Genomic DNA, 20,012 nt, shown 5'->3' on the forward strand with positions numbered 1-20,012 from the left:
GATGCAGATATCCGGGAAGAAGCCTCCGATGCTAAAAGGCCTGCGGATAGCAACGCTGGCAAGCGCCGCCCTAGTCTCGCTGACGGCGGCGCATGTGTCAGAAGCCCTGGCGGCCGGGACGCTTCGTATCGGCATGACCGCCTCCGATATACCGCTGACCACAGGTCAAACGGATCAGGGTGGCGAGGGCCAGCGTTTCATGGGTTATACGCTTTACAATGCATTGATCGAATGGGACCTTTCGAGCGCAGACAAACCCTCGGCGCTGATCCCGGCACTTGCGACCTCCTGGAATGTCGATTCCACTGACAAGACAAAGTGGACGTTCAAATTGCGCGACGGCGTCAAATTCCATGACGGCAGCACATTCGATGCCAACGCAGTGGTCTGGAACCTCGACAAGTTGCTGGTGAGCGATGCGCCGCAGTTCGACAAGCGTCAGTCGGCACAGGGCAAGTCCCGCATTCCGGCGGTTGCCTCCTACAAGGCCATCGACCCGCTGACGGTTGAAATCGTCACGAAGACCCCCGATGCTACACTTCCCTACCAGTTGAGCTGGGTTCTCATGTCCTCCCCGGCGAATTGGGAAGCGCAAGGCAAGAACTGGGATGCTGTTGCCCAGAAGCCTTCCGGCACAGGTCCATGGAAAATGGAGGGTGGCTTCACGCCGAGGGAACGGGCTGAGCTGACCGCCAACAAGGACTATTGGGACAAGGCGCGGGTGCCGAAGCTCGACAAGCTGGTTCTTGTGCCGCTTCCCGAACCCAATACACGCGTTGCCGCTCTGCGGTCCGGCCAGGTCGACTGGATCGAGGCGCCTGCGCCGGATTCGGTTAAGTCACTGAAGGATGCCGGTTTTAGTATCGTCACCAATTCCTATCCGCATAACTGGACGTGGCATCTGTCGCGCGTCGAAGGGTCGCCATGGAACGATATCCGCGTTCGCAAGGCTGCCAACCTTGCAGTTGACCGCGAAGGCCTCAATGAACTGCTCGGCGGCCTCTCCGTCCCGGCCCAGGGTTATCTGCCACCTGGGCATCAATGGTTCGGCAAACCGACTTTCAAACTTGAGTATAATGTCGAGGAAGCCAAAAAGCTGATGGCCGAAGCTGGGTACGGCCCGGACAAGCCGATCACCACAAAGGTTGTGATCTCTTCATCCGGTTCTGGCCAGATGCTGCCGCTGGCCATGAACGAATACATCCAGCAAACCCTTTCGGAAATCGGCATCAATGTCGAATATGAGGTTGCCGACTGGAACACGGTTATCAACATCTGGCGCGCCGGTGCCAAGGACCCGAGCGCAAAGGGTGCCACCGCCGTCAACTACAGCTACTTCATCCAAGACCCTTTTACGGCATTGATTCGTCAGTCGCAGTGCAATCTAGCACCGCCAAACGGCACCAATTGGGGTTTTTACTGTGACCAGGAAATGGATGCGCTGTTCAGTCAGGTGCGCAACACCTTCGATGCGGCTGAGCAGGACAAGGTGCTGCAGAAGATTCATGAGAAATATGTCAATGACGCCCTCTTCCTGATGGTGACGCATGACGTCAACCCACGCGCCATGTCCACCAAAGTCAAGGGCTTTGTTCAGGCGCAGAACTGGTTCCAGGACTTTTCGACGATCTCCATGGATCCCTGATTTTTGTTCAGCGGCAGGGCGGGAATGAAACCCGCCCTGTCGTTGCCGATGCCAGATCTGACTCTCACGAGGACATCATGCTGCTCTACGCCATAAAACGACTGTTGCATGTCATTCCCGTCGCGATCGGCGTGAGCATTGTGTGCTTCATGCTGATCCATATCGCCCCGGGTGATCCGCTAGCCGCGATCTTACCCTCGGATGCTTCTGCGGAAATGCAGGCCCAGATGCGCGCGTTTTACGGCCTCGACCGTCCCCTGCCGGTGCAATACGCCCTTTGGGTGTGGCATGCCGTGCAGGGCGATCTTGGAACGTCGATTGCAACAGGACGTCCCGTTCTCGCCGACATCATTGATGCGTCGATCAATTCGATCATTCTTGCCCTGTCTGCGGCAGTGATCGGCTTCGTTAGCGGGGCAACACTCGGGTTTCTTGCCGGTGTCTTTCGTGGTGGATGGGTCGATCGTCTGTCATCGGGAATATCGATGCTTGGCGTCAGCGTGCCGCATTACTGGCTCGGCATGGTGCTGGTCATTACCTTTTCGGTCACGTTGGGCTGGTTGCCGGCGATGGGTGGCGGTCCCGGAGGGTCTTCCGGTCGAAGCTTCGGCTGGGAATATCTCCAGTACCTTGTCCTGCCGGCAGTCACGATGTCGGTCATTCCGATGGGGATTATCGCCCGCACGATCCGTTCTCTGGTGGCGGACATTCTTGCCCAGGATTTCACCCAGGCGCTTGCGGCCAAGGGGCTGATGCGCGGTCATATTCTGCGCCACGTCGTGCGCAACGCCGCGCCCACTGCACTGTCCGTCATGGGCCTGCAACTGGGATATCTTCTCGGCGGGTCAATTTTGATCGAGACGGTATTTTCCTGGCCCGGTACCGGCTTTCTTTTAAACGGTGCAATCTTCACCCGTGATCTGCCGATCCTGCAGGGCACAATCCTGGTGCTCGCGATGTTCTTCGTTATCCTCAATCTTCTGGTCGACGTGTTGCAGAGTGCCATCGATCCCCGCATCCAGAGGAGCTGACCATGGTTGCCATCACCACAGCAGCTGAAATCCCCGTTGAGAAAATTGCCAAGTCGCCCGGGTTCTGGAGCGGTGTTTTGAGACGTCTCAGTCACGATCCGGTCGCGATGGTGGCGCTGGCACTCCTCGTTCTTCTCGTCCTTATCGCCATTTTCGCCCCTTATCTCGCGCCATATGATCCGGCCAAGGGCAGCGTGATCCGCCGCCTGAAACCGATTGGAACGGAGGGATATATTCTCGGAACCGACGAACTCGGTCGCGATATGCTCTCACGTTTGATCTATGGGGCACGGCTGTCGCTGATCATGGGGGTCGTGCCGGTGCCGATCGCGTTTGTGATCGGCTCAGCAATCGGCATCGTTGCCGGTTATACCGGCGGTTTAATCAACACCCTCATTATGCGTACCGTCGATGTGTTCTACGCTTTTCCGTCGGTCCTGCTTGCCGTCGCGCTGTCGGGAGCACTCGGGTCCGGCCTCACCAATGCGCTGGTGTCTTTGACGGTGGTGTTCATTCCGCAGATCGCCCGTATCGCCGAAAGCGTGACAACGCAGGTGCGCAAGCTGGATTACGTTGATGCGGCTCGCGCATCGGGTGCCCCGGCCTTCACCATCATTCGCGTTCATATCCTTGGAAACGTGCTCGGCCCGATTTTTGTCTTCGCCACAAGCCTGATTTCGGTGTCGATGATCCTTGCGTCGGGCCTGTCGTTCCTGGGACTGGGTGTACGCCCGCCCGACGCAGAATGGGGACTGATGCTCAATACACTGCGCACGGCGATTTATACCAATCCCTTTGTCGCGGCGCTTCCCGGCGCGATGATCTTCATCACCTCGATCTGCTTCAACCTTTTCTCAGACGGGCTGCGCACAGCCATGGATGTGAAGTCATGATCAACATGGTTGGAAAACCGGCTTTCGAACTGCCTGTTGGTGAGCGGGGCGGCCCTGCCCAGCCGTTGATCTCCGCTCGCGGGCTGCTCAAGCATTTCCCGGTGAAGGGCAGCGGCTTTCTCAAGCCGAAGAAAGTGGTGCGTGCGGTCGACGGGGTCGATTTCGATATTCTGAAAGGAGAGACGTTGGGTGTGGTCGGTGAAAGCGGCTGCGGCAAGTCGACGACGGCGCGACTTCTGATGCAACTGATCGAACCGGACCAGGGCGAGATTCTCTTTGACGGTGAAACGGTTGGAGGTGCACTGCCGCTTTCGGCCTATCGCCGTCAGGTGCAGATGGTTTTTCAGGACAGTTATGCTTCCCTCAATCCGAGACTGACGATTGAGGAATCCATAGCGTTTGCTCCGCAGGTTCATGGAACGCCAGCCGCAAAGGTCATTGCGAGGGCACATGATCTTCTTCACCGCGTAGGTCTGGAGCCGTCGCGTTTCGCAGGCCGTTATCCTCATGAACTGTCCGGCGGCCAGAGGCAGCGCGTCAATATTGCCCGGGCGCTCGCGCTTGAGCCAAGGCTGGTCATTCTGGACGAGGCGGTCTCGGCCCTCGACAAGTCTGTGGAGGCGCAGGTGCTCAACCTGCTTCTCGACCTCAAACGCGATTTCGGCCTGACCTATCTGTTCATCTCACACGATCTCAATGTCGTGCGCTTTATGTGCGACAGGGTCATGGTCATGTATCTTGGCAAGGTAGCGGAAGTAGGCAGTCGCGATGCGATTTACGGCAATACGGTTCACCCCTATTCGGCGGCACTTTTGGCCTCTATGCCGAAGATAGACCCGGCCGAGCGAACCGAAGCGCCGCCGTTGACGGGTGATCCACCAAACCCGATCGATCCGCCCTCCGGTTGTCGCTTCCACACCCGTTGCAGTTTTGCAGAGGATGTCTGCCACCGGACAATGCCGCCGTTGACGGGCATTTCCAGTGATCAGGCCGCAGCTTGTCTCATGGCGGTCTCTGGCTCCGGCCATAGCCGCGCCCCTGTAATGATGGAGGCATGACCATGCGGAACGATGCAATGATCAATATCAGCAACCTTTCGGTGACGTTTCGGCGGGGCGGAAAGGCGGTAAAGGCCGTCAACGGTGTCAGCCTGTCCGTGAAACCTGGAGAAGTGGTCGCCCTGCTCGGTGAATCCGGTTCAGGCAAGAGCGTGACGATGCGCTCATTGTTGCGGCTTCACCCCAAGGGAACCCTGATCGAAGGCGGCATGACAGTTGATGGGCATGATGTCATGTCGCTCTCCAACCGTGCGCTTTCCGATCTGCGCGGGGCTGTCGTCTCCATGGTTTTTCAGGAGCCGCGTCTGGCGCTTGATCCCGTCTATACCGTCGGTCGGCAAATCGAGGAAACCATCATGCGGCATGAAAAGGTGTCGCGCAGGGTCGCTGCCGAACGGGCGCTTGCATTGTTCGACAAAGTCCGTATTCCCTCGCCAAAGCGGCGCCTTTCCAATTATCCTCACGAAATGTCGGGCGGTATGCTTCAGCGCGCCATGATCGCGATGGCGCTTGCGTGCAATCCCAAGGTCTTGTTGGCCGACGAGCCGACGACAGCACTGGATGCCACAGTCCAGATCCAGATACTGCTGCTCATTCGTGAGCTGCAACGGGAGTATGGTCTGTCAGTTATCTTTGTCACTCATGATATCGGCGTGGCAGCCGAAGTGGCTGACCGTATCGCGGTCATGTATGCCGGGCGTATTGTCGAGGAGGGGCTGGTTGGCGAAATCATCCGCAATCCGCACCATCCCTATACGAAAGGATTGCTTGGCGCGCGCGTCGAGCTGGCCGAAGGACGCGACCGATTGGTCACCATTCCAGGTGCCCCACCCGATCTCGCGGCAATGCCACCCGGTTGCGCTTTCGCGCCGCGATGTGTGCAGGTCAACGATCTCTGCCAAAAGCAAGTCCCGCCACTCATTCCGCTCTCCGGCGGAGCGGGTGTTGCCTGCCTTTTTCCCGATTGATCACTCGTGAGTATAGCGCCAGCCACAACAGGCGGACAGGACGGACGAACCCTCGTGGTCATGCAGGAACGATGAAACGCATAGGATTGATCAACCCGAACACCTCGCAAGCGACCACGGCGATGATGACAAATATCGCCCGCAGGTACCTTCCGGAGGGGTTTGTAATCGAAGGCCACACCGCGGCACACGGTGTGCCCATGATCCTCAACGAGGTCGAACTGGCCACTGCCGCCGATAGCGTCGTGCAGACAGGGTGCGAGCTGGCCCGTCGGAACGACGCCTTGATTGTCTGCGCCTTCGGCGATCCAGGGCTGGAACGCCTCGCAGTTGCATCCGGCGTCCCCACCGTCGGCATCTGTCAGGCCAGCATGATGGAAGCCGCGGCCGGTGATCGCCGTTTCGGCATCGCCACCGTGACCCCCGATTTGGTAGGCAGTTTTGCTGCTAAGGCGCAAACACTCGGCGTGGCGTCGCTTTTTACCGGTACACGGTTAACCCAAGGAGATCCGCAGCACCTGGCTTCGGACCCGGTGGCATTGCAGACAGCGCTGGAAGTCGCTGCCCGGGAATGTTTTGAGCGGGACGGCGCCGATGTCGTTATCATAGGGGGTGGCCCACTGGGACAAGCGGCCAATAACCTGCAGCGTATACTGTGCGCGCCAATTATTGCACCAATCCGATCGGCTGTAGAGTTGGTCATCCGCGTGTTGGAGTTTGAAGACCGGAGATAGACCTCGCAATAGTAAAGGATATCGGCTTGCCAGCCGAACAAACTGTCGCTTTTTCTATTGCAAGCCGCACCAGAGCGGCTGAAAATTGTGTCGTTGAGATTTCACCGGAGCATCGTGTGCCCAAGGAAAGATCATTCCTGTTCCGAGTCAGGCAATCCCTGCCGGATCTTCATCCCGCAGAAAAGCGGATTGGAGAATTCGTTTGTGATTTTCCCGGCGAACTCGCGAGCTATTCAGCTCAGGAGCTTGCCGCACTGGCACATGTCTCCAAGGCGACCGTGACACGTTTCATCCGCCGGCTAGGCTACGAAAATTACGAAGAAGCCAGACGACACGCCCGGGCGGAAAAGCAGACAGGTTCGAGATTCTTTCTGGCGCGGGCTGCCGACGCCGGAGCCAGACAATCGATCCAGGCGCATGTCGCACAGGCTGTCGTCAATCTCGAAGCCACATTTCTGGGGATTTCGGAAACCCAGATCGACAGCGCCGTCACGGCACTACTTCATGCACGCAAGGTTTGGGTGATAGGCTTCCGCAGCAGCCACCCCTTTGCAGCCTATCTGCAATGGCAGCTTACACAGGTCATCGAAAACATTGCCGTCATCCCGGGTGCCGGGCAGACGATGGGCGAACATCTGGTCAGCGTTGATGAAAATGACGTCGTGATTTTCTTTGGACTACGTCGAAGAACCAGCCAGTCCGATGCGATCGTTGATCAGGTGAGACGCTCGAAGGCACAGCTTCTTTACGTAACCGACGAAGGCGCTCCCTTTGAGACGAATGCGACGTGGCACTTACAGTGCCAGACGCTCGCGCCAGGGCCGCTCTTTAATCATACGGCGGTTATGGCTCTCTGCCATCTTCTGATAACTCGTTGCCTTGAAAAGGCGGGGACAACCGGCCGCGCCCGCCTGCGCAATATAGAAGCCCTCAACGAAACGCTGGACGAGCTGTGAATTTGGCGTGCCTCGTCGGCCGCACCTAAAGCCTGCTGCTGAGATGGAAGTAAAGCCTGCCGCCAACCGTAAGCAGCCTCGGCAGGACACCGCTGACAGGAACCATAGCGACTGCCTCATGAATCAGCTTCCGGAAACAGCTTCTCAGTCAGGAAATCGATGAAGACGCGTAGCCTCGGCGCAACGAACCGCGCCGATGGCCAAAGTATCGAGAAATGGCCGGGTGCCGCCAGGGGCTCTGTTGCAAAAAATCGGCTGATCGCCGAAAGAGCGGTGAAGATTTCAGCGAGACTTTTAATGAGCGATTTTAAATGGCGTCATTTTCAGGGTGAACTCATCCTTTGGGCGGTCCGCTGGTACTGCCGCTATGGGATCAGCTACCGGGATCTTGAACAGATGATGGGTGAACGGGGCGTGCCTGTTGATCATTCCACGATCTATCGCTGGGTTCAGAAATATGCGCCAGAGGTTGAAAAACGACTACGCTGGCATTGGCGCCGGCCGCAATCGACGAGTTGGCGTGTGGATGAAACCTATGTAAAAGTTCGCGGTAAATGGACATATCTGTACCGGGCCGTCGACAAGTTCGGCAACGATCGATTTCTATCTGTCGCCGACGCGTAATGCCAAAGCAGCAAAGCGATTTCTCGGCAAGGCTTAGAATGGCTTGAAGGATTGGGAAAAGCCAACGGCCATCAACACCGATAAGGCATCGACCTACGGGATCGCGATTTCGGAACTGAAGGCCGAAGGTAAGTGCCCAGGAGAGCTTGTGCACCGGCAGGTCAAGTATCTGAATAATGTCGTCGAGGCCGATCACGGCAAGCTCAAGCAACTGATCAGGCCTGTGAGAGGATTCAAGACGCTGAAAACGGCATACGCGACGATCAAGGGATTCGAGGTGATGCGGGCTCTGCGCAAGGGACAGGCTGCGATTTTCAACCTGACCGGCGACGTACATGGCGAAGCTCGCATCGTTGAACGGGCTTTTGGCATCGGACCGAGCGCCTTAACGGAAGCTGTCGCTTTGCTCACCCAGAACCTTGCGGGGCAGCCCGCGTGACAGCGGATTAAATAAGGCCTCGCCAGTCATCTGGAATATTTGCAACAGAGCCAAAAATACTGACTTTCATCGCACAGACGGGTCGCGACTGGGTCTTGTAACAACACAGCTCACCTAGTTTTGGAGATAGTGTCTTTACCCGGCCTGGAAGAAATGGCCCTCGCCAGCCTCGTGGTAGTCCGCTTCACATCGCGCATTATTGCTTGCACCCAGACTGTGGGCAATGGGGCGTGAGGGCTCGCAAACAATCCGAGTTGGCTCGAAAAACGGGTTCAGAGCACCAATGCATCCATTAGTGGATGCGACGGGTCTTCAAGCCCGTCTAAAATCGAGAAATGGTGCTTGTCCGGTTCTTCCACGACAAGCGTCTGCGCACCCAATCCCTTCCATATATTGGCAAGAAGCGCGTTTTGACGCACGAATTCCGCACGTTCGGCCGCACCGGCCCAGCAAACCAGTCTGGTGTTGGCGAAAGGCTCGAGTAGCGCCGGGCTTTCTGTATAGGCTTCGGTTCTATCAATTCTCATTTTCGCGTTCGATGAAAGGTTCATCAACGGACGAAGGTCGTGAAGACCCGAAAGGCTGACGGTATTCACAATCCGCTTTTGCACACCCTCTGACAGAGGTGATGTAGTAGTGATCATTCGTGTTACCAGATGCCCGCCAGCCGAGTGACCGATGAGATAAATGGAGCCATCCACCTCTCGCGCCGCCAGCTCGATCGATTGGGCAACTTCTATTGTTATCTGACCAATTCGAGCTTCTGGAGCAAGAGTATAAGAAGGCATCGCCACTGCATAACCCCGCTCGATCGCCCCTCTTGCAAAATGCGACCAGTAGCTCTTGTCGAGATTTACCCAAAACCCACCGTGAACGAATACAACCAAACCAAGCGCAGGTTTGGACGGGTGGAAAATATCCAGGGTATTTCTAGGCTTCTGACCATATACGACGTCGAACTTTGCCCGCCCCGATGACCCGAGTTCCTCGCGATAAGCACGCGCGGGTCCTACCCACGCGTCCGGCCAACGCTCGCCTTTGGCTATATTGGCACCATTGGCATAAGCGCTGTCCCAATCTGTTATCCGATAGTGCAAAACATTCTCCTTCATGTACACAATAGTTTTTGACTACAAACGATGAACCGACAGCAAACGAACGCTCAGGCTGGCAAATATTTAGACCGATGGGAGAAGGCGAACGCCATGGCCGGACCTTAACACACGCCACCCAACGATGGCTTTGCCCCAAGCCTCCATTGCGATTAAGGCAAGACGGCAGTGCTCATGAAACTCGGAAACTGAAGAGACAGTTGGTCTCAAAGTCTTCGGCCAAAGGCTTTTAAATACCCAGGTAACGATCTTGAACGACAGAGGTCAGCCCTTGTGGTGGGCCACACCACACGTTTTTACCATTCTCAAGGATTATACACTTATCGGCGACCGGGAGTAATTCGCTCAGCGTCTTATCCACGACGAGAATGGACAGGCCCTCGGCCTTGAGTTGGCGTATCGCTCGCCAGATATCCTGGCGAATGACGGGGGCCAGACCCTCTGTTGCTTCATCGAGGATGAGAAGCAGCGGATTGGTCATTAAGGCGCGGCCGATGGCCAGCATTTGCTGTTCGCCACCGGAGAGCGATTTGGCCATCTGGGCATACCGCTCCTTCAGGCGTGGAAAAAGCGCATTGACCTTTTCTAGTGTCCAAGGGCCGGGTCTTGCCGCCGCTACCAGATTTTCATGGACTGAGAGGTTTGGGAAACAACGTCGCCCCTCGGGCACAAGACCAACACCCAGACGCGCGACCTTGTAGGGCGCGAGGCGGCCTGTTCCTTTGCCATTGAATGAGATGCGACCCGTCTTGGGCGGCATGAGGTTGCAGATCGACTTGATGGTCGTCGATTTGCCCATCCCGTTGCGCCCCATCAGCGCAACGACCTCGCCCTCGGCCAGGTTGAAATCGACACCGAAAAGCGCCTGGCTGGCACCATAATAGGTGGTGATGTCCTCCACATTCAACAACATCAGGCGTGATCTCCCAGATAGGCGGTGCGAACGGTCGGATTGTTGCGGATTTCATCCACGGTACCGGTTGCGATAAGCTTGCCGTAGACGAGAACGGAAATCCTGTCTGCTAGCGCGAAGACCGCGTCCATATCGTGTTCGACCAGCAGGATCGGCGCTTCTTGACGCAACGTATCGAGGAAGCCGGTCAGTTTTTTCGAGCCCTCCGGCCCCATGCCAGCCATCGGCTCATCGAGCAGGAAGGCTTTCGACTGAAGCGCCAGCGCCATTGCGATTTCCAACTGGCGCCGTTCGCCATGCGAAAGTTCAGCGGTCGGCAGGCGCGCGCGGTCAGCCAATCCGACCCTTTCCAGGATCGCCATGGATGGATCGACAAGCGATTTGTCCTGCATGACCGGTTTGAAGAAACGAAAGCTCGTTCCCTGTTTCGCCTGTGCCGCCAACATGACGTTGCGCAGTGCGGAGAATTCCGGTGCGAGCGACGACACCTGAAACGTTCTGCCCAGACCGCGTTGTGCGCGCTCGGCGGTGTTGAGCGCACCTATGTCTTCACCAGCAAAACGGATCGTGCCGGAATTCTGTCTCAGCGTGCCACAAATCTGGTGAATGAGCGTGGATTTCCCAGCACCATTCGGGCCAATCAAGGCGTGAATTTCGCCCGCGCGAAGATCGAGCGTCACGCCATCCGTTGCGCGCAGCGCTCCGAAATTCTTGACGAGATTGTCTATCTGGAGGACAGCGTCAGCCATGTTTTGCCTTTCCGGCCAAAAGGCCGACCAAGCCACCCCGGGCAAAAAGCACGACACCGAGAAGGATGAGGCCAAGAAAGAATTGCCAGCGTTCAGTCAGGCCGCCCAATGCGAATTCGAAGGCGACGAAGAGTGCAGCTCCGGCAAGCGGGCCAAACAGCCTTCCCGTTCCGCCGAGAATGATGAGGACGATCAGTTCACCTGACATATGCCAGGACAGCATGGAGGGACTAACAAAGCGGTTGAGATCGGCATAGAGCGCGCCAGCCAGAGCGGTAATCATCGCCGAGATGACGAAGCCGACGAGGCGGATGCGGTAAGGATGGATGCCAACCGTCGCAACACGTGTCTCGTTCTGCCGTGCCGCCTGCAAAGCCGCTCCGAAGCGGGAAGCACGGATCAGCGCAAAGAGGCCAATGGCCGCGATCAGCACCACGTAACTGACGAGGAAGAAGCTCAGAGGCTTCATGGTGTTGATGCCCGGAAACTGGTTGCGCACCAGAATGGAGAGGCCATCCTCACCGCCATAGGCAGGCCAGGAAATCGCGAAATAATAGATCATCTGCGCGAAGGCGAGCGTGATCATGATGAAGTAGACGCCGGTCGTGCGCAGGCTGATGAGGCCGATCAGAATAGCGACCAGACCGGATGCGCAGGCCGCAACGATCCAGATCACCTGCATCTGAACCGTGCCTGACAGGCCGAAGATCATCGATTCGCCGGAAAAGCCATGGCTGGCGAGAATGCCAGCGGCATATCCACCAATGCCGAAGAAAGCCGCATGGCCGAAAGACACGAGGCCTCCGAGGCCCAGCGCCAGGTTGAGGCCGAGCGCTGCCAGCGCAAGAATGGCAATGCGCGTGGCAAGTGTCACGTAAAAGGGTTGGCCGAGAGAGTTTGCGACGAGCGGGGCTGCCAGCAGTAAAGCAGCAAGTAGCAGATTGACTGTATTTTCACGGGTCAGCATGGGGCCTCACGCATGAGCTGGCGGAAAGAGCCCGCGCGGTTTGACAGCCAGAATGACGGCCATGACGACATAGATCAGCATGGATGCCGCAGCACCACCGATCATGCCTGCTTGCGACGGATCGACAAAGAGGCTGAGCAGTTGCGGCAGCAAAAGGCGCCCAAGCGTATCCGTGATGCCGACCAGAAGCGCACCCAAAAGCGCACCCTTGATTGAGCCAATACCACCGATAACGATCACGACGAAGGCGAGGATGAGCACCGGTTCACCCATGCCAACCTGCACCGATTGCAACGCACCCACCAATGCCCCGGCAAGACCAGCCAGAGCTGAACCGAGTGCAAAGACCAGTGTGTAGAGCGTGCGGATATCGACGCCGAGTGCCCCGATCATCTCGCGGTCGCTCTCACCAGCGCGAATGCGCATTCCGAGACGCGTCTTGCCGATGAGCAGGTAAAGACCGAGTGCGACAAGAGCACCGACGGCGATGATCGCCAGACGATAGACCGGATAGCTGGCATCGCCCGGCAGCGTGACGGCGCCCTCCAGAAGCGGCGGTATATCGAGGTAGAGCGGGAAGGATCCGAACATCCAGCGGGTGCCTTCCGAAAAAATCAGTATGAGCGCAAAGGTAGCCAGAACCTGATCCAGATGGTCCCGGTCATAGAGCCGACGGATGACGGCCAGTTCGATAATCGCGCCAGCCGCTGCCGCACAGATGAGGCTTGCGACGAGGCCAAGCCAGAACGAGCCGGTCCACGCGGCAACGGTGGCGCAAGCAAACGCGCCAACCATATAGAGCGAGCCATGAGCCAGGTTGATCAGCCCCATGACGCCGAATATCAACGTCAACCCGGCAGCCATGAGAAACAACATGACGCCGAGCTGGATGCCGTTCAGCAACTGTTCGATAGCAAGTGCCATAGTCACGCTACGTCCTTAGATCTTGCAGTCTTGGGCGTAGGCGTCACCGTGATCCGAGAAGATTTTCTCGACCGTCTTGTTGGTCAGCACGCCGTCTTTCTTCACCACTTCGGTGATGTAGAGATCCTGGATGGGGTGCTGGTTGGTGTTGAACTTGAAGTTGCCGCGCGGAGATTTGATATCGGCCTTCAACAGCTCGGCGTGGAAGGCATCGGTATCCTTGACGCTGACTTTTGCGGCAGCGGACAGGATCAACTGTGCCGCGTCATAGGCCTGGACGGCGTAGATGGACGGCAGACGGTTATATTCTTTCTGGAAATCGGCAAGGAATTTCTTGCTGACCTCGGTATCGAAATCCGGCACCCACTGGCCAGAAGCCTTTGCGCCGATGGCCGCATCACCGATAGCAGGCAAAACATCCTGGCTGAAGGAGAAGCCGGGACCCATGACCGGAATTTTGACGCCTGACTGGGCAAACTGCTTCATGAAGGCAATGCCCATGCCGCCGGGGAGGAATGAGAAGATGCCGTCAGCTCCGGATGCGCGCATCTGCGCAATTTCAGCGGCATAATCCGTCTGGCCGACCTTGGTATAGACTTCGGAGACCACCTCTCCCTTATAATACCGCTTGAAGCCAGCGAGCGAATCCTTGCCGGCGGGATAGTTCGGCGCCAAGATGAACATCTTCTTGAAGTCCTTGTTGGCATATTGGCCCATGGCTTCGTGAAGATTGTCATTCTGGTAGGCGGCGTTGAAGTAAAGCTTGTTGCAGCCCTTGCCAGCCAGTGCCGCCGGTGCCGCATTGGTCGAGACATAGAACTTGCCCTGGGCAACCGCACCCGGCACGACAGCCATCAACAGGTTCGACCAGACGATGCCGGTCAGCACGTCGACATTGTCGCTCTGGATCATCTTGTCGGCGATCTGCACGGCGAGTTCCGGCTTCTGCGCGTCGTCTTCCGTCACAACGGTCACGTCCTTGTTGCCGGACTGCTTGATGGCCAGCATGAACCCGTCACGTGTGTCGACGCCAAGGCCCGCACCACCGCCTGAAAGCGTTGTAATCATGCCGATTTTCAGTGGTTCGGCTACGGCCAGGCTGGAAACGCCAAGGCTGAGCGCCATCGTGGCAGTTACGAGCATTTTCCTCATCAAGATATTCCCCTTTTTGGTTTTTGTGCCGTGCCCGGCTGATTGTCGGGCGGAAACGTTACCTTCCACAAACACGGAAAGACTTGCAATGTCACATCATGACGAATGCTGGATATAAGCCGATTACATCGTCCGAGCCGGCTTCAGCCGGAAGCGCTGGATCTTGCCCGACTCGGTTTTCGGTAAGGCATCGGTAAAGGCGACCGAGCGCGGATATTTATACGGCGCGATAACGGCCTTCACATGCTCCTGCAACTCCTTGGCCATCGCATCGCTAGGTTCGTATCCCTGCCCGAGCACGATATGGGCTTCAACGATCATGCCGCGCTCGTCGTCGGCAGCGCCGATGACCGCACATTCCGAAACGGCGGCGTGTTTGAGAAGCGCCGCCTCGACTTCCGGACCGGCAATATTGTAACCGGCGGAAACGATCATGTCGTCAGAGCGGGCGGCGAAATGGAAGTAACCGTCCTCATCCTGCACGAAAATATCACCCGGCAGATTCCAGCCGTTGCGAACGAATTTGCTCTGCCGGTCGTCGGCAAGGTAACGGCAACCGATGGGGCCTTTGACGACTAGATGGCCGGGCGTACCACGCGGCACCTCGTTCATGTCGGCATCCACCACCATCGCTTCATAGCCGGTCAGCGGCTTGCCAGTGCATCCCGGTTTGAAATCGTCCTGACGGTTGGTGATGAAAATATGTAGCATTTCGGTACCGCCGATGCCATCGAGGATCGGCTTTCCGGTCTTTTTCACCCATTCGTCGAAGACAGGCGCGGGCAGCGTTTCTCCAGCGGAAACGGCAATTCTAAGCGAGGATAGATCAGCACCTGCATCCATCGCGGCCATCATGGCGCGATAAGCGGTGGGAGCCGTGAAGCAGATGGTCGCCTTATAGGTCTCGATGATTTCGATCATCTTGGCCGGCGTGGCCGTTTCCAGAAGGGCTGCACTTGCGCCAAAGCGGAGAGGGAAAACCGCAAGACCGCCAAGGCCGAAGGTGAATGCCAAGGGTGGCGAGCCGACGAAGATATCCTCTGGCTGAACATTCAGCACTTCCTTTGCGTAGGCATCGGCAATTATGAGAATATCGCGATGGAAGTGCATCGTCGCTTTGGGGACGCCGGTTGAACCCGAGGTGAAGCCAAGCAAAGCGACGTCGTCGCGACCGGTTTTGACTGCTTCGAACCGAACCGGTTTGTTGAGCGCTGCCCGGTCCAGTTCGGCATCATGATTGGCGGTGCCATCGAAACCGATAACCTGGGTGAGGTAGGCGTTTTCCTTTGCCGCCATCACCAGTTCATCCATCAGGCGGGTGTCGCAGAGCGCGATGGTGATTTCTGCCTTGTCGATGATCTTGGTCATCTCGCCAGCACGAAGCATGGGCATGGTGTTGACGACCACGGCGCCCGCCTTCATTGCGGCCAGCCAGCACGCGACCATGGCAGGGTTGTTGGCGGAGCGGATCAGAATACGGTTGCCCGGCTTGACACCATAATCCTCGATCAGAGCCCGGGCGATGCGATTCGTCCAGTCAGCAAGTTCCTTATAGGTGCGACGGCGGCCATTGCCGATAAGGGCGGTATGATCGCCGAAACCACGCTTGACCATTCGGTCCGTCAGCTCGACACCTGCATTCATCCATTCGGGGTAGTCGTGCCCATCGAGCTTGATTTCCGGCCATTCTTCGAAGGGCGGAAGATTGTCGCGGGCAAAGGTATCCTGATGGCCTGACGGTCCCAGCATAGTTATGTTCCCAGTTATTTTTATCGATGTGGCTTTTTGCCTTTTGTCCAGAATTACACCGGAAATTGGCTCTGGCAAGAGAGAAAGTTTAAGTTTGTAATATTTTTTTCTGAGGCCTGAAGTTGGGTTTTGGGCGCTTTAAATATATTCAAATTTGATCGCCGAAACGCCGATTTACTGGGCAATTAGATTTTTGTTGCGCACTGAAAATGCACGGTTTCTAGTAGATTTTTTATACGAGGATTGACCTTTGGCGGTCCGCAGCAAGCGGCTCAGTCGAGCCTTGGATATCCAGCCGACGGAAATATGCGTTGCAGCTTAAAAGCACGTTCTTTTGATTTTAAAGGTGGTGGTCAAACGCCAGGTGAGAGCGTTGAGATTTGAACATGGTCTTGTGTCTCTCGCACGCTCTCTGAGGCCTGCCAAGACTGCGTTCAGGACCGAAAGTTATCAAGGCGTGGCAGGGGTCGTTGCCCTAAAGGTCGTCGCCTTCATCGGCAGAAAGATGGTTGTGCGCCGAGCGTTTGACCTGTCCAACGTGGGTGAGAAGGCCAGAGAGCACGATGGGGTCCACATCCGCCATCATATCCTCCAGCCAGCCGCCGTGCGCTTCCGCCATAGCCTCGAATATCGTCTGGCCCTTGTCTGTCAGGCGTGCGACGATGACGCGGCGGTCATCGGCTGGCCGTTCGCGCAACACGAGGCCGTCCAGTTCCAGCCGTTCCACGAGGCCGGTGATGTTACCATTCGTCACCATAGTGCGCTTCGACAATTCGCCGAGACGCAGTCCTTCCGGCTCCCGGTACAGCTGGGAAAGTAGATCGAATTGCGGCAGGGTGGCTCCGAATTCGCGCCGCAGGCGGCGGCGTATTTCCTGCGAGATCAGCTTGGTGGTGGACAGGAGTCGCAGCCAGAGGCGAAGCTCCTGCTTCTTACCCTCTTGCGTATCGCTGATAATGATTTCGAGATCGACCGCCGACAAAGTCCCGCCCCTTGCACGCAGTTGAATGTCAAACACTGACTTACCTCAACATGTTTGAACATTCAAGGAACATCTGGCATGCCAGCGCATTGCAATCCTTGCTATCTGCCGGGAAAGCAAACTTCCTCTCGTGAGGAATTTATATTTTTTATTCGGACGCAACGCGACCTGCCGCGTCCGAAAGAGAGAAGAGAAATTGGCCTAGGTATTGGGGAAGATATTTGTCTGCGTTGCGACACGTCTGTATGCCGCACCGGCAGTGAAGCCGCCGTCGATGACGAAGTCTTCACCGGTGATGAAGCTGGATGCGTCAGACGCCAGGAACAGCACCAGTTCGGCGATCTCTTCCGGCTTGCCGCTGCGCTTCATCGGCGTCATGTCGATCATCGGCTTCAGGTGAGGGCTGTTGGCGTTCAGACCGGTCACGACAAGGCCGGGGCAGACGGCGTTGACGCGGATCCCTTTTGTCGTCAGCTCCATGGCAGCGCTGCGCGTGAGTCCGCGCAGGCCCCACTTGCTGGCCGTGTAGGCCGGGTCGTAGTGGCCGGAATAGCCGCTATTGGAGGAGATGTTGACGATCGAGCCGCCGCCGGCCTTGCCCATCAACTCCATCACCGCCTGAATGCCAAGAAAGGCACCCGTGAGATTGACCTTCAGCACGCGCTCCCAAGCCTCGAGGCTGGTGGATTCAACGATCGTGCGGTTGATGATGCCGGCATTATTGACGAGAATATCGATGCGGCCTTTCCACTCGGTGGCAAGCGCCACGACGCCTGCCCAACTTGTTGGGTCGGTGACATCCAGATAGATGAAGCGGGCCTCGCGCCCTTCCTTTTGCAGGGCTTCCGCGAGCGCACGACCTTCTTCGGCCAGCACGTCGGCGATGATGACGGCGGCACCCTTGGATGCAAAAAGACGGGCTTCAGCCTCGCCCTGGCCGCGCGCGCCGCCGGTGATGATGGCAAGACGTCCTGTAAGATCGGCCATGCCTCAGTCCCTCGCTTCTATCGTTTGCTGCCGCTGCTCACCCAGACCCTCGATACCGAGCGCCATGATTTGCCCCGGCTTCAGGAAGATAGGTTCCGGCTTGATACCCATGCCGACGCCGGGCGGCGTGCCGGTGGCGATCAGGTCTCCGGGCTCCAGAGTCATGAACTGGCTGATATAGCTGACCAGATGTGCGACGCCGAAGATCATCGTATTCGTATTGCCCGTCTGCCGGCGCACGCCGTCGACATCCAGCCACAACGCAAGCTTCTGAGGGTCCGGCACCTCGTCGCGTGTGACGAGCCAAGGGCCCGTGGGGCCGAACGTGTCGTGGCTCTTGCCCTTGGTCCACTGGCCGCCGCGCTCTGACTGGAAGGCGCGCTCGGACACATCATTGACCACGCAATAGCCTGCAACGTGGTTTAGAGCATCCGCCTCGCTGACATATTTCGCCCGCGTGCCGATGATGACGCCAAGCTCGACCTCCCAGTCAGCCTTCTTCGATCCACGCGGGATTTCTACATCGTCATTCGGACCGACGACGGCAGAGGCCGCCTTCATGAACAGGATCGGCTCCTCCGGTGAGGCCTTGCCGGTTTCCTTAGCATGGTCTGCATAGTTGAGACCGACGCAGATGAATTTGCCCGGACGCGGTACGCATGCGCCTATACGTTCGACCGACACCTGCGGCAGCGTCATCGGTTCGATGGCCGCAAGCCGCGCAAGCCCGTCGTCGGACAAGACATCGCGGGTGAAGTCGGCGATGACGCCGGAAAGGTCACGTACAGTTCCATCCTGGGCGACGATGGCGGGCTTTTCAGCGCCTGCCGGGCCGTATCGCAACAGTTTCATCAAGCTCTCCTGAAACCTTCGAGGACGGAATCTTCCACATCCGGCAGGTTGACGACGATGTTGTCCGGCGTACGGGTGGTCAACCAGACCAGTTCTTCGGTTGTCGACATATTGACTTCGATATGCGGCCAGTTCGGCGGCACGAAGATGAAGTCGCCTTCCTCCATGTCGAGATACTCTTTCCAGTTCTCGCCGAAGTAGATGCGCGCCTTGCCTTTCAGCACATAGCCGCCGGTCTCGGCTTCGCCATGGTGATGCGGATAGGACCGGTAGCCAGGTTCGTTGGAAACCTTGCCAAACCAGATCTTGGTGGCAGGCGTATGCTGCGGGCTGACGCCCGAAATGCGCACGCAGCCGCCGGACTGGCCGGTGCCGGTGTCTTCCTGACCTTTGCGGGTGATGAATGGTCTAACGGTATTGCTCATGGAATTTCTCCTCCTCTGCAGGCCTCTTTCAATCGGGAACGACGGCCAGCGCCTGGATCTCGATCTTGGCGCGGTCTTCCATCAAGGAGACGACCTGGACTGCCGCCATCGGCGGGAAGTGACGGCCGATGATCTCGCGGTAGATCGCGCCGATTTCCTTCATACGCGATTTGTAGGAGACGCGATCGGTGAAGTACCAGGTCATCTGGATAAGATGTTCGGGCTTCGCATCCGCCGCCTTCAGCACGCTGACGATGTTGAGAAGCGTCTGGCGCACCTGCTCGACGAAATCGTCGGAATGGAACTGGCAATGCTCGTCCCAGCCGATCTGACCGCCGACCTGTACGATGCGACCGCGTGCACTGATACCGTTCGAGTAACCAATAGGCTTTGCCCAGCCGTGCGGCTGGATGATTTCATGCATCATGTCTTGGCTCCAGATAACGAGAGAGACCTGCGCGCACGTCGTCAGGCCATGGATGGGATTTGTGGTCTTCAAGCGAGGTCATCACGATCCTCTGCTTCACCGACCAGATGATGTCGCCACGGACGGTGACGATGGTTTCGAGATCGAGCGAGGTCCGACCGATCGAGCGCACATGCACGGCGAAATCGAGCGTGTCGCCATAGACAGCGGGCTTCTTGAATTCGAGGTTCATGGTCACCGTTGGCAGGCCGAGCTTGCGTTCGAACATGAGTTCTTTCCAGGTAACGCCGAAGGAGGCGAACATCGCTTCGTTGACATCGACAAGCATGGAGAGATAGGCCGGATGATAGGCAATCCCCGTCAGGTCGCAGTCGCCGAAGCGCATCGGTTTGGAATGGGTGAAGGGCATTTTCTTTTTAACTCCG

At 57.3% G+C, this 20,012-nt stretch carries 20 protein-coding genes and 1 pseudogene; 8 read left to right on the forward strand and 13 right to left on the reverse strand.

All coding sequences use genetic code 11. The features are described from left to right. Nucleotides 1–133: 133 nt before the first annotated feature. The 8 genes and pseudogenes from AGR1_RS24425 to AGR1_RS24465 all read left to right on the forward strand — a co-directional run bounded on the left by AGR1_RS24425 (nucleotide 134) and on the right by AGR1_RS24465 (nucleotide 8,348). Nucleotides 134–1,645: an ABC transporter substrate-binding protein gene (locus AGR1_RS24425; RefSeq protein WP_246669755.1), complete on the forward strand. Its 1,512-nt coding sequence runs from the start codon at nucleotides 134–136 to the stop codon at nucleotides 1,643–1,645. A gap of 77 nt (nucleotides 1,646–1,722) precedes the next feature. Continuing rightward, nucleotides 1,723–2,676 carry an ABC transporter permease gene (locus tag AGR1_RS24430; RefSeq protein WP_149148594.1) on the forward strand — a complete coding sequence of 318 codons (954 nt, stop codon included), beginning with the start codon at nucleotides 1,723–1,725 and terminating at the stop codon, nucleotides 2,674–2,676. 2 nt (nucleotides 2,677–2,678) lie between these two features. Continuing rightward, entirely contained in the window at nucleotides 2,679–3,569 is an 891-nt protein-coding gene (locus AGR1_RS24435; protein WP_149148595.1) for an ABC transporter permease, read from the forward strand. Further along, nucleotides 3,566–4,627 carry an ABC transporter ATP-binding protein gene (locus tag AGR1_RS24440; protein ID WP_187772279.1) on the forward strand — a complete coding sequence of 354 codons (1,062 nt, stop codon included), beginning with the start codon at nucleotides 3,566–3,568 and terminating at the stop codon, nucleotides 4,625–4,627. The genes AGR1_RS24435 and AGR1_RS24440 overlap by 4 nt, the downstream gene beginning before the upstream one ends. Before the next feature lie 2 nt (nucleotides 4,628–4,629). After that, entirely contained in the window at nucleotides 4,630–5,595 is a 966-nt protein-coding gene (locus AGR1_RS24445) for an ABC transporter ATP-binding protein (RefSeq protein WP_246669730.1), read from the forward strand. Between the two features lie 71 nt (nucleotides 5,596–5,666). Beyond that, on the forward strand, nucleotides 5,667–6,329 hold the full coding sequence (locus tag AGR1_RS24450; RefSeq protein WP_149148597.1) for an aspartate/glutamate racemase family protein: 663 nt from the start codon (nucleotides 5,667–5,669) through the stop codon (nucleotides 6,327–6,329). 116 nt (nucleotides 6,330–6,445) lie between these two features. Next, nucleotides 6,446–7,285, forward strand: coding sequence for a MurR/RpiR family transcriptional regulator (locus tag AGR1_RS24455; RefSeq protein ID WP_149148598.1), 840 nt, complete (start codon nucleotides 6,446–6,448; stop codon nucleotides 7,283–7,285). Nucleotides 7,286–7,582: 297 nt separating this feature from the next. Next, nucleotides 7,583–8,348, forward strand: a pseudogene (locus AGR1_RS24465) (IS6 family transposase). A gap of 272 nt (nucleotides 8,349–8,620) precedes the next feature. On the opposite strand, the gene AGR1_RS24470 reads toward AGR1_RS24465, so the two are convergent. From AGR1_RS24470 to AGR1_RS24530, 13 genes are all read right to left on the reverse strand, one after another. Further along, nucleotides 8,621–9,460, reverse strand: a complete 840-nt coding sequence (locus AGR1_RS24470) for an alpha/beta hydrolase (protein ID WP_149148599.1) — start codon at nucleotides 9,458–9,460, stop codon at nucleotides 8,621–8,623. Nucleotides 9,461–9,689: 229 nt separating this feature from the next. Continuing rightward, a complete protein-coding gene (locus tag AGR1_RS24475) occupies nucleotides 9,690–10,376 on the reverse strand; it encodes an ABC transporter ATP-binding protein (RefSeq protein WP_210248765.1) in 687 nt (228 codons plus the stop codon). Further along, the gene (locus tag AGR1_RS24480; RefSeq protein WP_149148601.1) at nucleotides 10,373–11,122 is read right to left on the reverse strand and encodes an ABC transporter ATP-binding protein; all 750 of its coding nucleotides are present in this window, start codon (nucleotides 11,120–11,122) and stop codon (nucleotides 10,373–10,375) included. The genes AGR1_RS24475 and AGR1_RS24480 overlap by 4 nt, the downstream gene beginning before the upstream one ends. Beyond that, the gene (locus tag AGR1_RS24485) at nucleotides 11,115–12,089 is read right to left on the reverse strand and encodes a branched-chain amino acid ABC transporter permease (RefSeq protein WP_149148602.1); all 975 of its coding nucleotides are present in this window, start codon (nucleotides 12,087–12,089) and stop codon (nucleotides 11,115–11,117) included. Before AGR1_RS24485 ends, AGR1_RS24480 begins: the two co-directional genes overlap by 8 nt. A 6-nt stretch (nucleotides 12,090–12,095) precedes the next feature. After that, nucleotides 12,096–13,019 carry a branched-chain amino acid ABC transporter permease gene (locus AGR1_RS24490; protein ID WP_149148603.1) on the reverse strand — a complete coding sequence of 308 codons (924 nt, stop codon included), beginning with the start codon at nucleotides 13,017–13,019 and terminating at the stop codon, nucleotides 12,096–12,098. Nucleotides 13,020–13,028: 9 nt separating this feature from the next. Then, nucleotides 13,029–14,165 (reverse strand): ABC transporter substrate-binding protein, encoded by a 1,137-nt coding sequence (locus AGR1_RS24495; RefSeq protein ID WP_149148604.1) that lies wholly within the window; start codon nucleotides 14,163–14,165, stop codon nucleotides 13,029–13,031. A 123-nt stretch (nucleotides 14,166–14,288) separates the two neighbouring features. After that, on the reverse strand, nucleotides 14,289–15,914 hold the full coding sequence (locus AGR1_RS24500; RefSeq protein ID WP_149148605.1) for an AMP-binding protein: 1,626 nt from the start codon (nucleotides 15,912–15,914) through the stop codon (nucleotides 14,289–14,291). 475 nt (nucleotides 15,915–16,389) lie between these two features. Next, nucleotides 16,390–16,932, reverse strand: coding sequence for a MarR family transcriptional regulator (locus AGR1_RS24505; RefSeq protein WP_246669731.1), 543 nt, complete (start codon nucleotides 16,930–16,932; stop codon nucleotides 16,390–16,392). Nucleotides 16,933–17,097: 165 nt separating this feature from the next. After that, nucleotides 17,098–17,883 carry a glucose 1-dehydrogenase gene (locus AGR1_RS24510; RefSeq protein WP_149148606.1) on the reverse strand — a complete coding sequence of 262 codons (786 nt, stop codon included), beginning with the start codon at nucleotides 17,881–17,883 and terminating at the stop codon, nucleotides 17,098–17,100. Nucleotides 17,884–17,886: 3 nt separating this feature from the next. After that, the gene (locus tag AGR1_RS24515; RefSeq protein WP_149148607.1) at nucleotides 17,887–18,735 is read right to left on the reverse strand and encodes a fumarylacetoacetate hydrolase family protein; all 849 of its coding nucleotides are present in this window, start codon (nucleotides 18,733–18,735) and stop codon (nucleotides 17,887–17,889) included. Beyond that, entirely contained in the window at nucleotides 18,735–19,160 is a 426-nt protein-coding gene (locus AGR1_RS24520; protein ID WP_149148608.1) for a cupin domain-containing protein, read from the reverse strand. Before AGR1_RS24520 ends, AGR1_RS24515 begins: the two co-directional genes overlap by 1 nt. 28 nt (nucleotides 19,161–19,188) lie before the next feature. After that, the gene (locus AGR1_RS24525) at nucleotides 19,189–19,584 is read right to left on the reverse strand and encodes a RidA family protein (RefSeq protein WP_187772307.1); all 396 of its coding nucleotides are present in this window, start codon (nucleotides 19,582–19,584) and stop codon (nucleotides 19,189–19,191) included. Then, nucleotides 19,577–19,996 (reverse strand): thioesterase family protein, encoded by a 420-nt coding sequence (locus AGR1_RS24530; RefSeq protein WP_149148610.1) that lies wholly within the window; start codon nucleotides 19,994–19,996, stop codon nucleotides 19,577–19,579. The genes AGR1_RS24525 and AGR1_RS24530 overlap by 8 nt, the downstream gene beginning before the upstream one ends. Nucleotides 19,997–20,012: the final 16 nt, after the last annotated feature.

The organism is Agrobacterium sp. B1(2019), assembly GCF_008274755.1.
Classification (GTDB): Bacteria; Pseudomonadota; Alphaproteobacteria; order Rhizobiales; family Rhizobiaceae; genus Agrobacterium; species Agrobacterium salinitolerans.

What these genes read in the sequence shown, in the direction of transcription:
- AGR1_RS24425 (WP_246669755.1), top strand. Translation starts at nt 134, where the DNA reads ATGACCGCCTCCGATATACCGCTGACCACAGGTCAAACGGATCAGGGT.
- AGR1_RS24525 (WP_187772307.1), bottom strand. Translation starts at nt 19,584, where the DNA reads ATGCATGAAATCATCCAGCCGCACGGCTGGGCAAAGCCTATTGGTTAC.
- AGR1_RS24495 (WP_149148604.1), bottom strand. Translation starts at nt 14,165, where the DNA reads ATGAGGAAAATGCTCGTAACTGCCACGATGGCGCTCAGCCTTGGCGTT.
- AGR1_RS24430 (WP_149148594.1), top strand. Translation starts at nt 1,723, where the DNA reads ATGCTGCTCTACGCCATAAAACGACTGTTGCATGTCATTCCCGTCGCG.
- AGR1_RS24520 (WP_149148608.1), bottom strand. Translation starts at nt 19,160, where the DNA reads ATGAGCAATACCGTTAGACCATTCATCACCCGCAAAGGTCAGGAAGAC.
- AGR1_RS24510 (WP_149148606.1), bottom strand. Translation starts at nt 17,883, where the DNA reads ATGGCCGATCTTACAGGACGTCTTGCCATCATCACCGGCGGCGCGCGC.
- AGR1_RS24515 (WP_149148607.1), bottom strand. Translation starts at nt 18,735, where the DNA reads ATGAAACTGTTGCGATACGGCCCGGCAGGCGCTGAAAAGCCCGCCATC.
- AGR1_RS24440 (WP_187772279.1), top strand. Translation starts at nt 3,566, where the DNA reads ATGATCAACATGGTTGGAAAACCGGCTTTCGAACTGCCTGTTGGTGAG.
- AGR1_RS24435 (WP_149148595.1), top strand. Translation starts at nt 2,679, where the DNA reads ATGGTTGCCATCACCACAGCAGCTGAAATCCCCGTTGAGAAAATTGCC.
- AGR1_RS24470 (WP_149148599.1), bottom strand. Translation starts at nt 9,460, where the DNA reads ATGAAGGAGAATGTTTTGCACTATCGGATAACAGATTGGGACAGCGCT.
- AGR1_RS24500 (WP_149148605.1), bottom strand. Translation starts at nt 15,914, where the DNA reads ATGCTGGGACCGTCAGGCCATCAGGATACCTTTGCCCGCGACAATCTT.
- AGR1_RS24530 (WP_149148610.1), bottom strand. Translation starts at nt 19,996, where the DNA reads ATGCCCTTCACCCATTCCAAACCGATGCGCTTCGGCGACTGCGACCTG.
- AGR1_RS24485 (WP_149148602.1), bottom strand. Translation starts at nt 12,089, where the DNA reads ATGCTGACCCGTGAAAATACAGTCAATCTGCTACTTGCTGCTTTACTG.
- AGR1_RS24450 (WP_149148597.1), top strand. Translation starts at nt 5,667, where the DNA reads ATGAAACGCATAGGATTGATCAACCCGAACACCTCGCAAGCGACCACG.
- AGR1_RS24445 (WP_246669730.1), top strand. Translation starts at nt 4,630, where the DNA reads ATGCGGAACGATGCAATGATCAATATCAGCAACCTTTCGGTGACGTTT.
- AGR1_RS24480 (WP_149148601.1), bottom strand. Translation starts at nt 11,122, where the DNA reads ATGGCTGACGCTGTCCTCCAGATAGACAATCTCGTCAAGAATTTCGGA.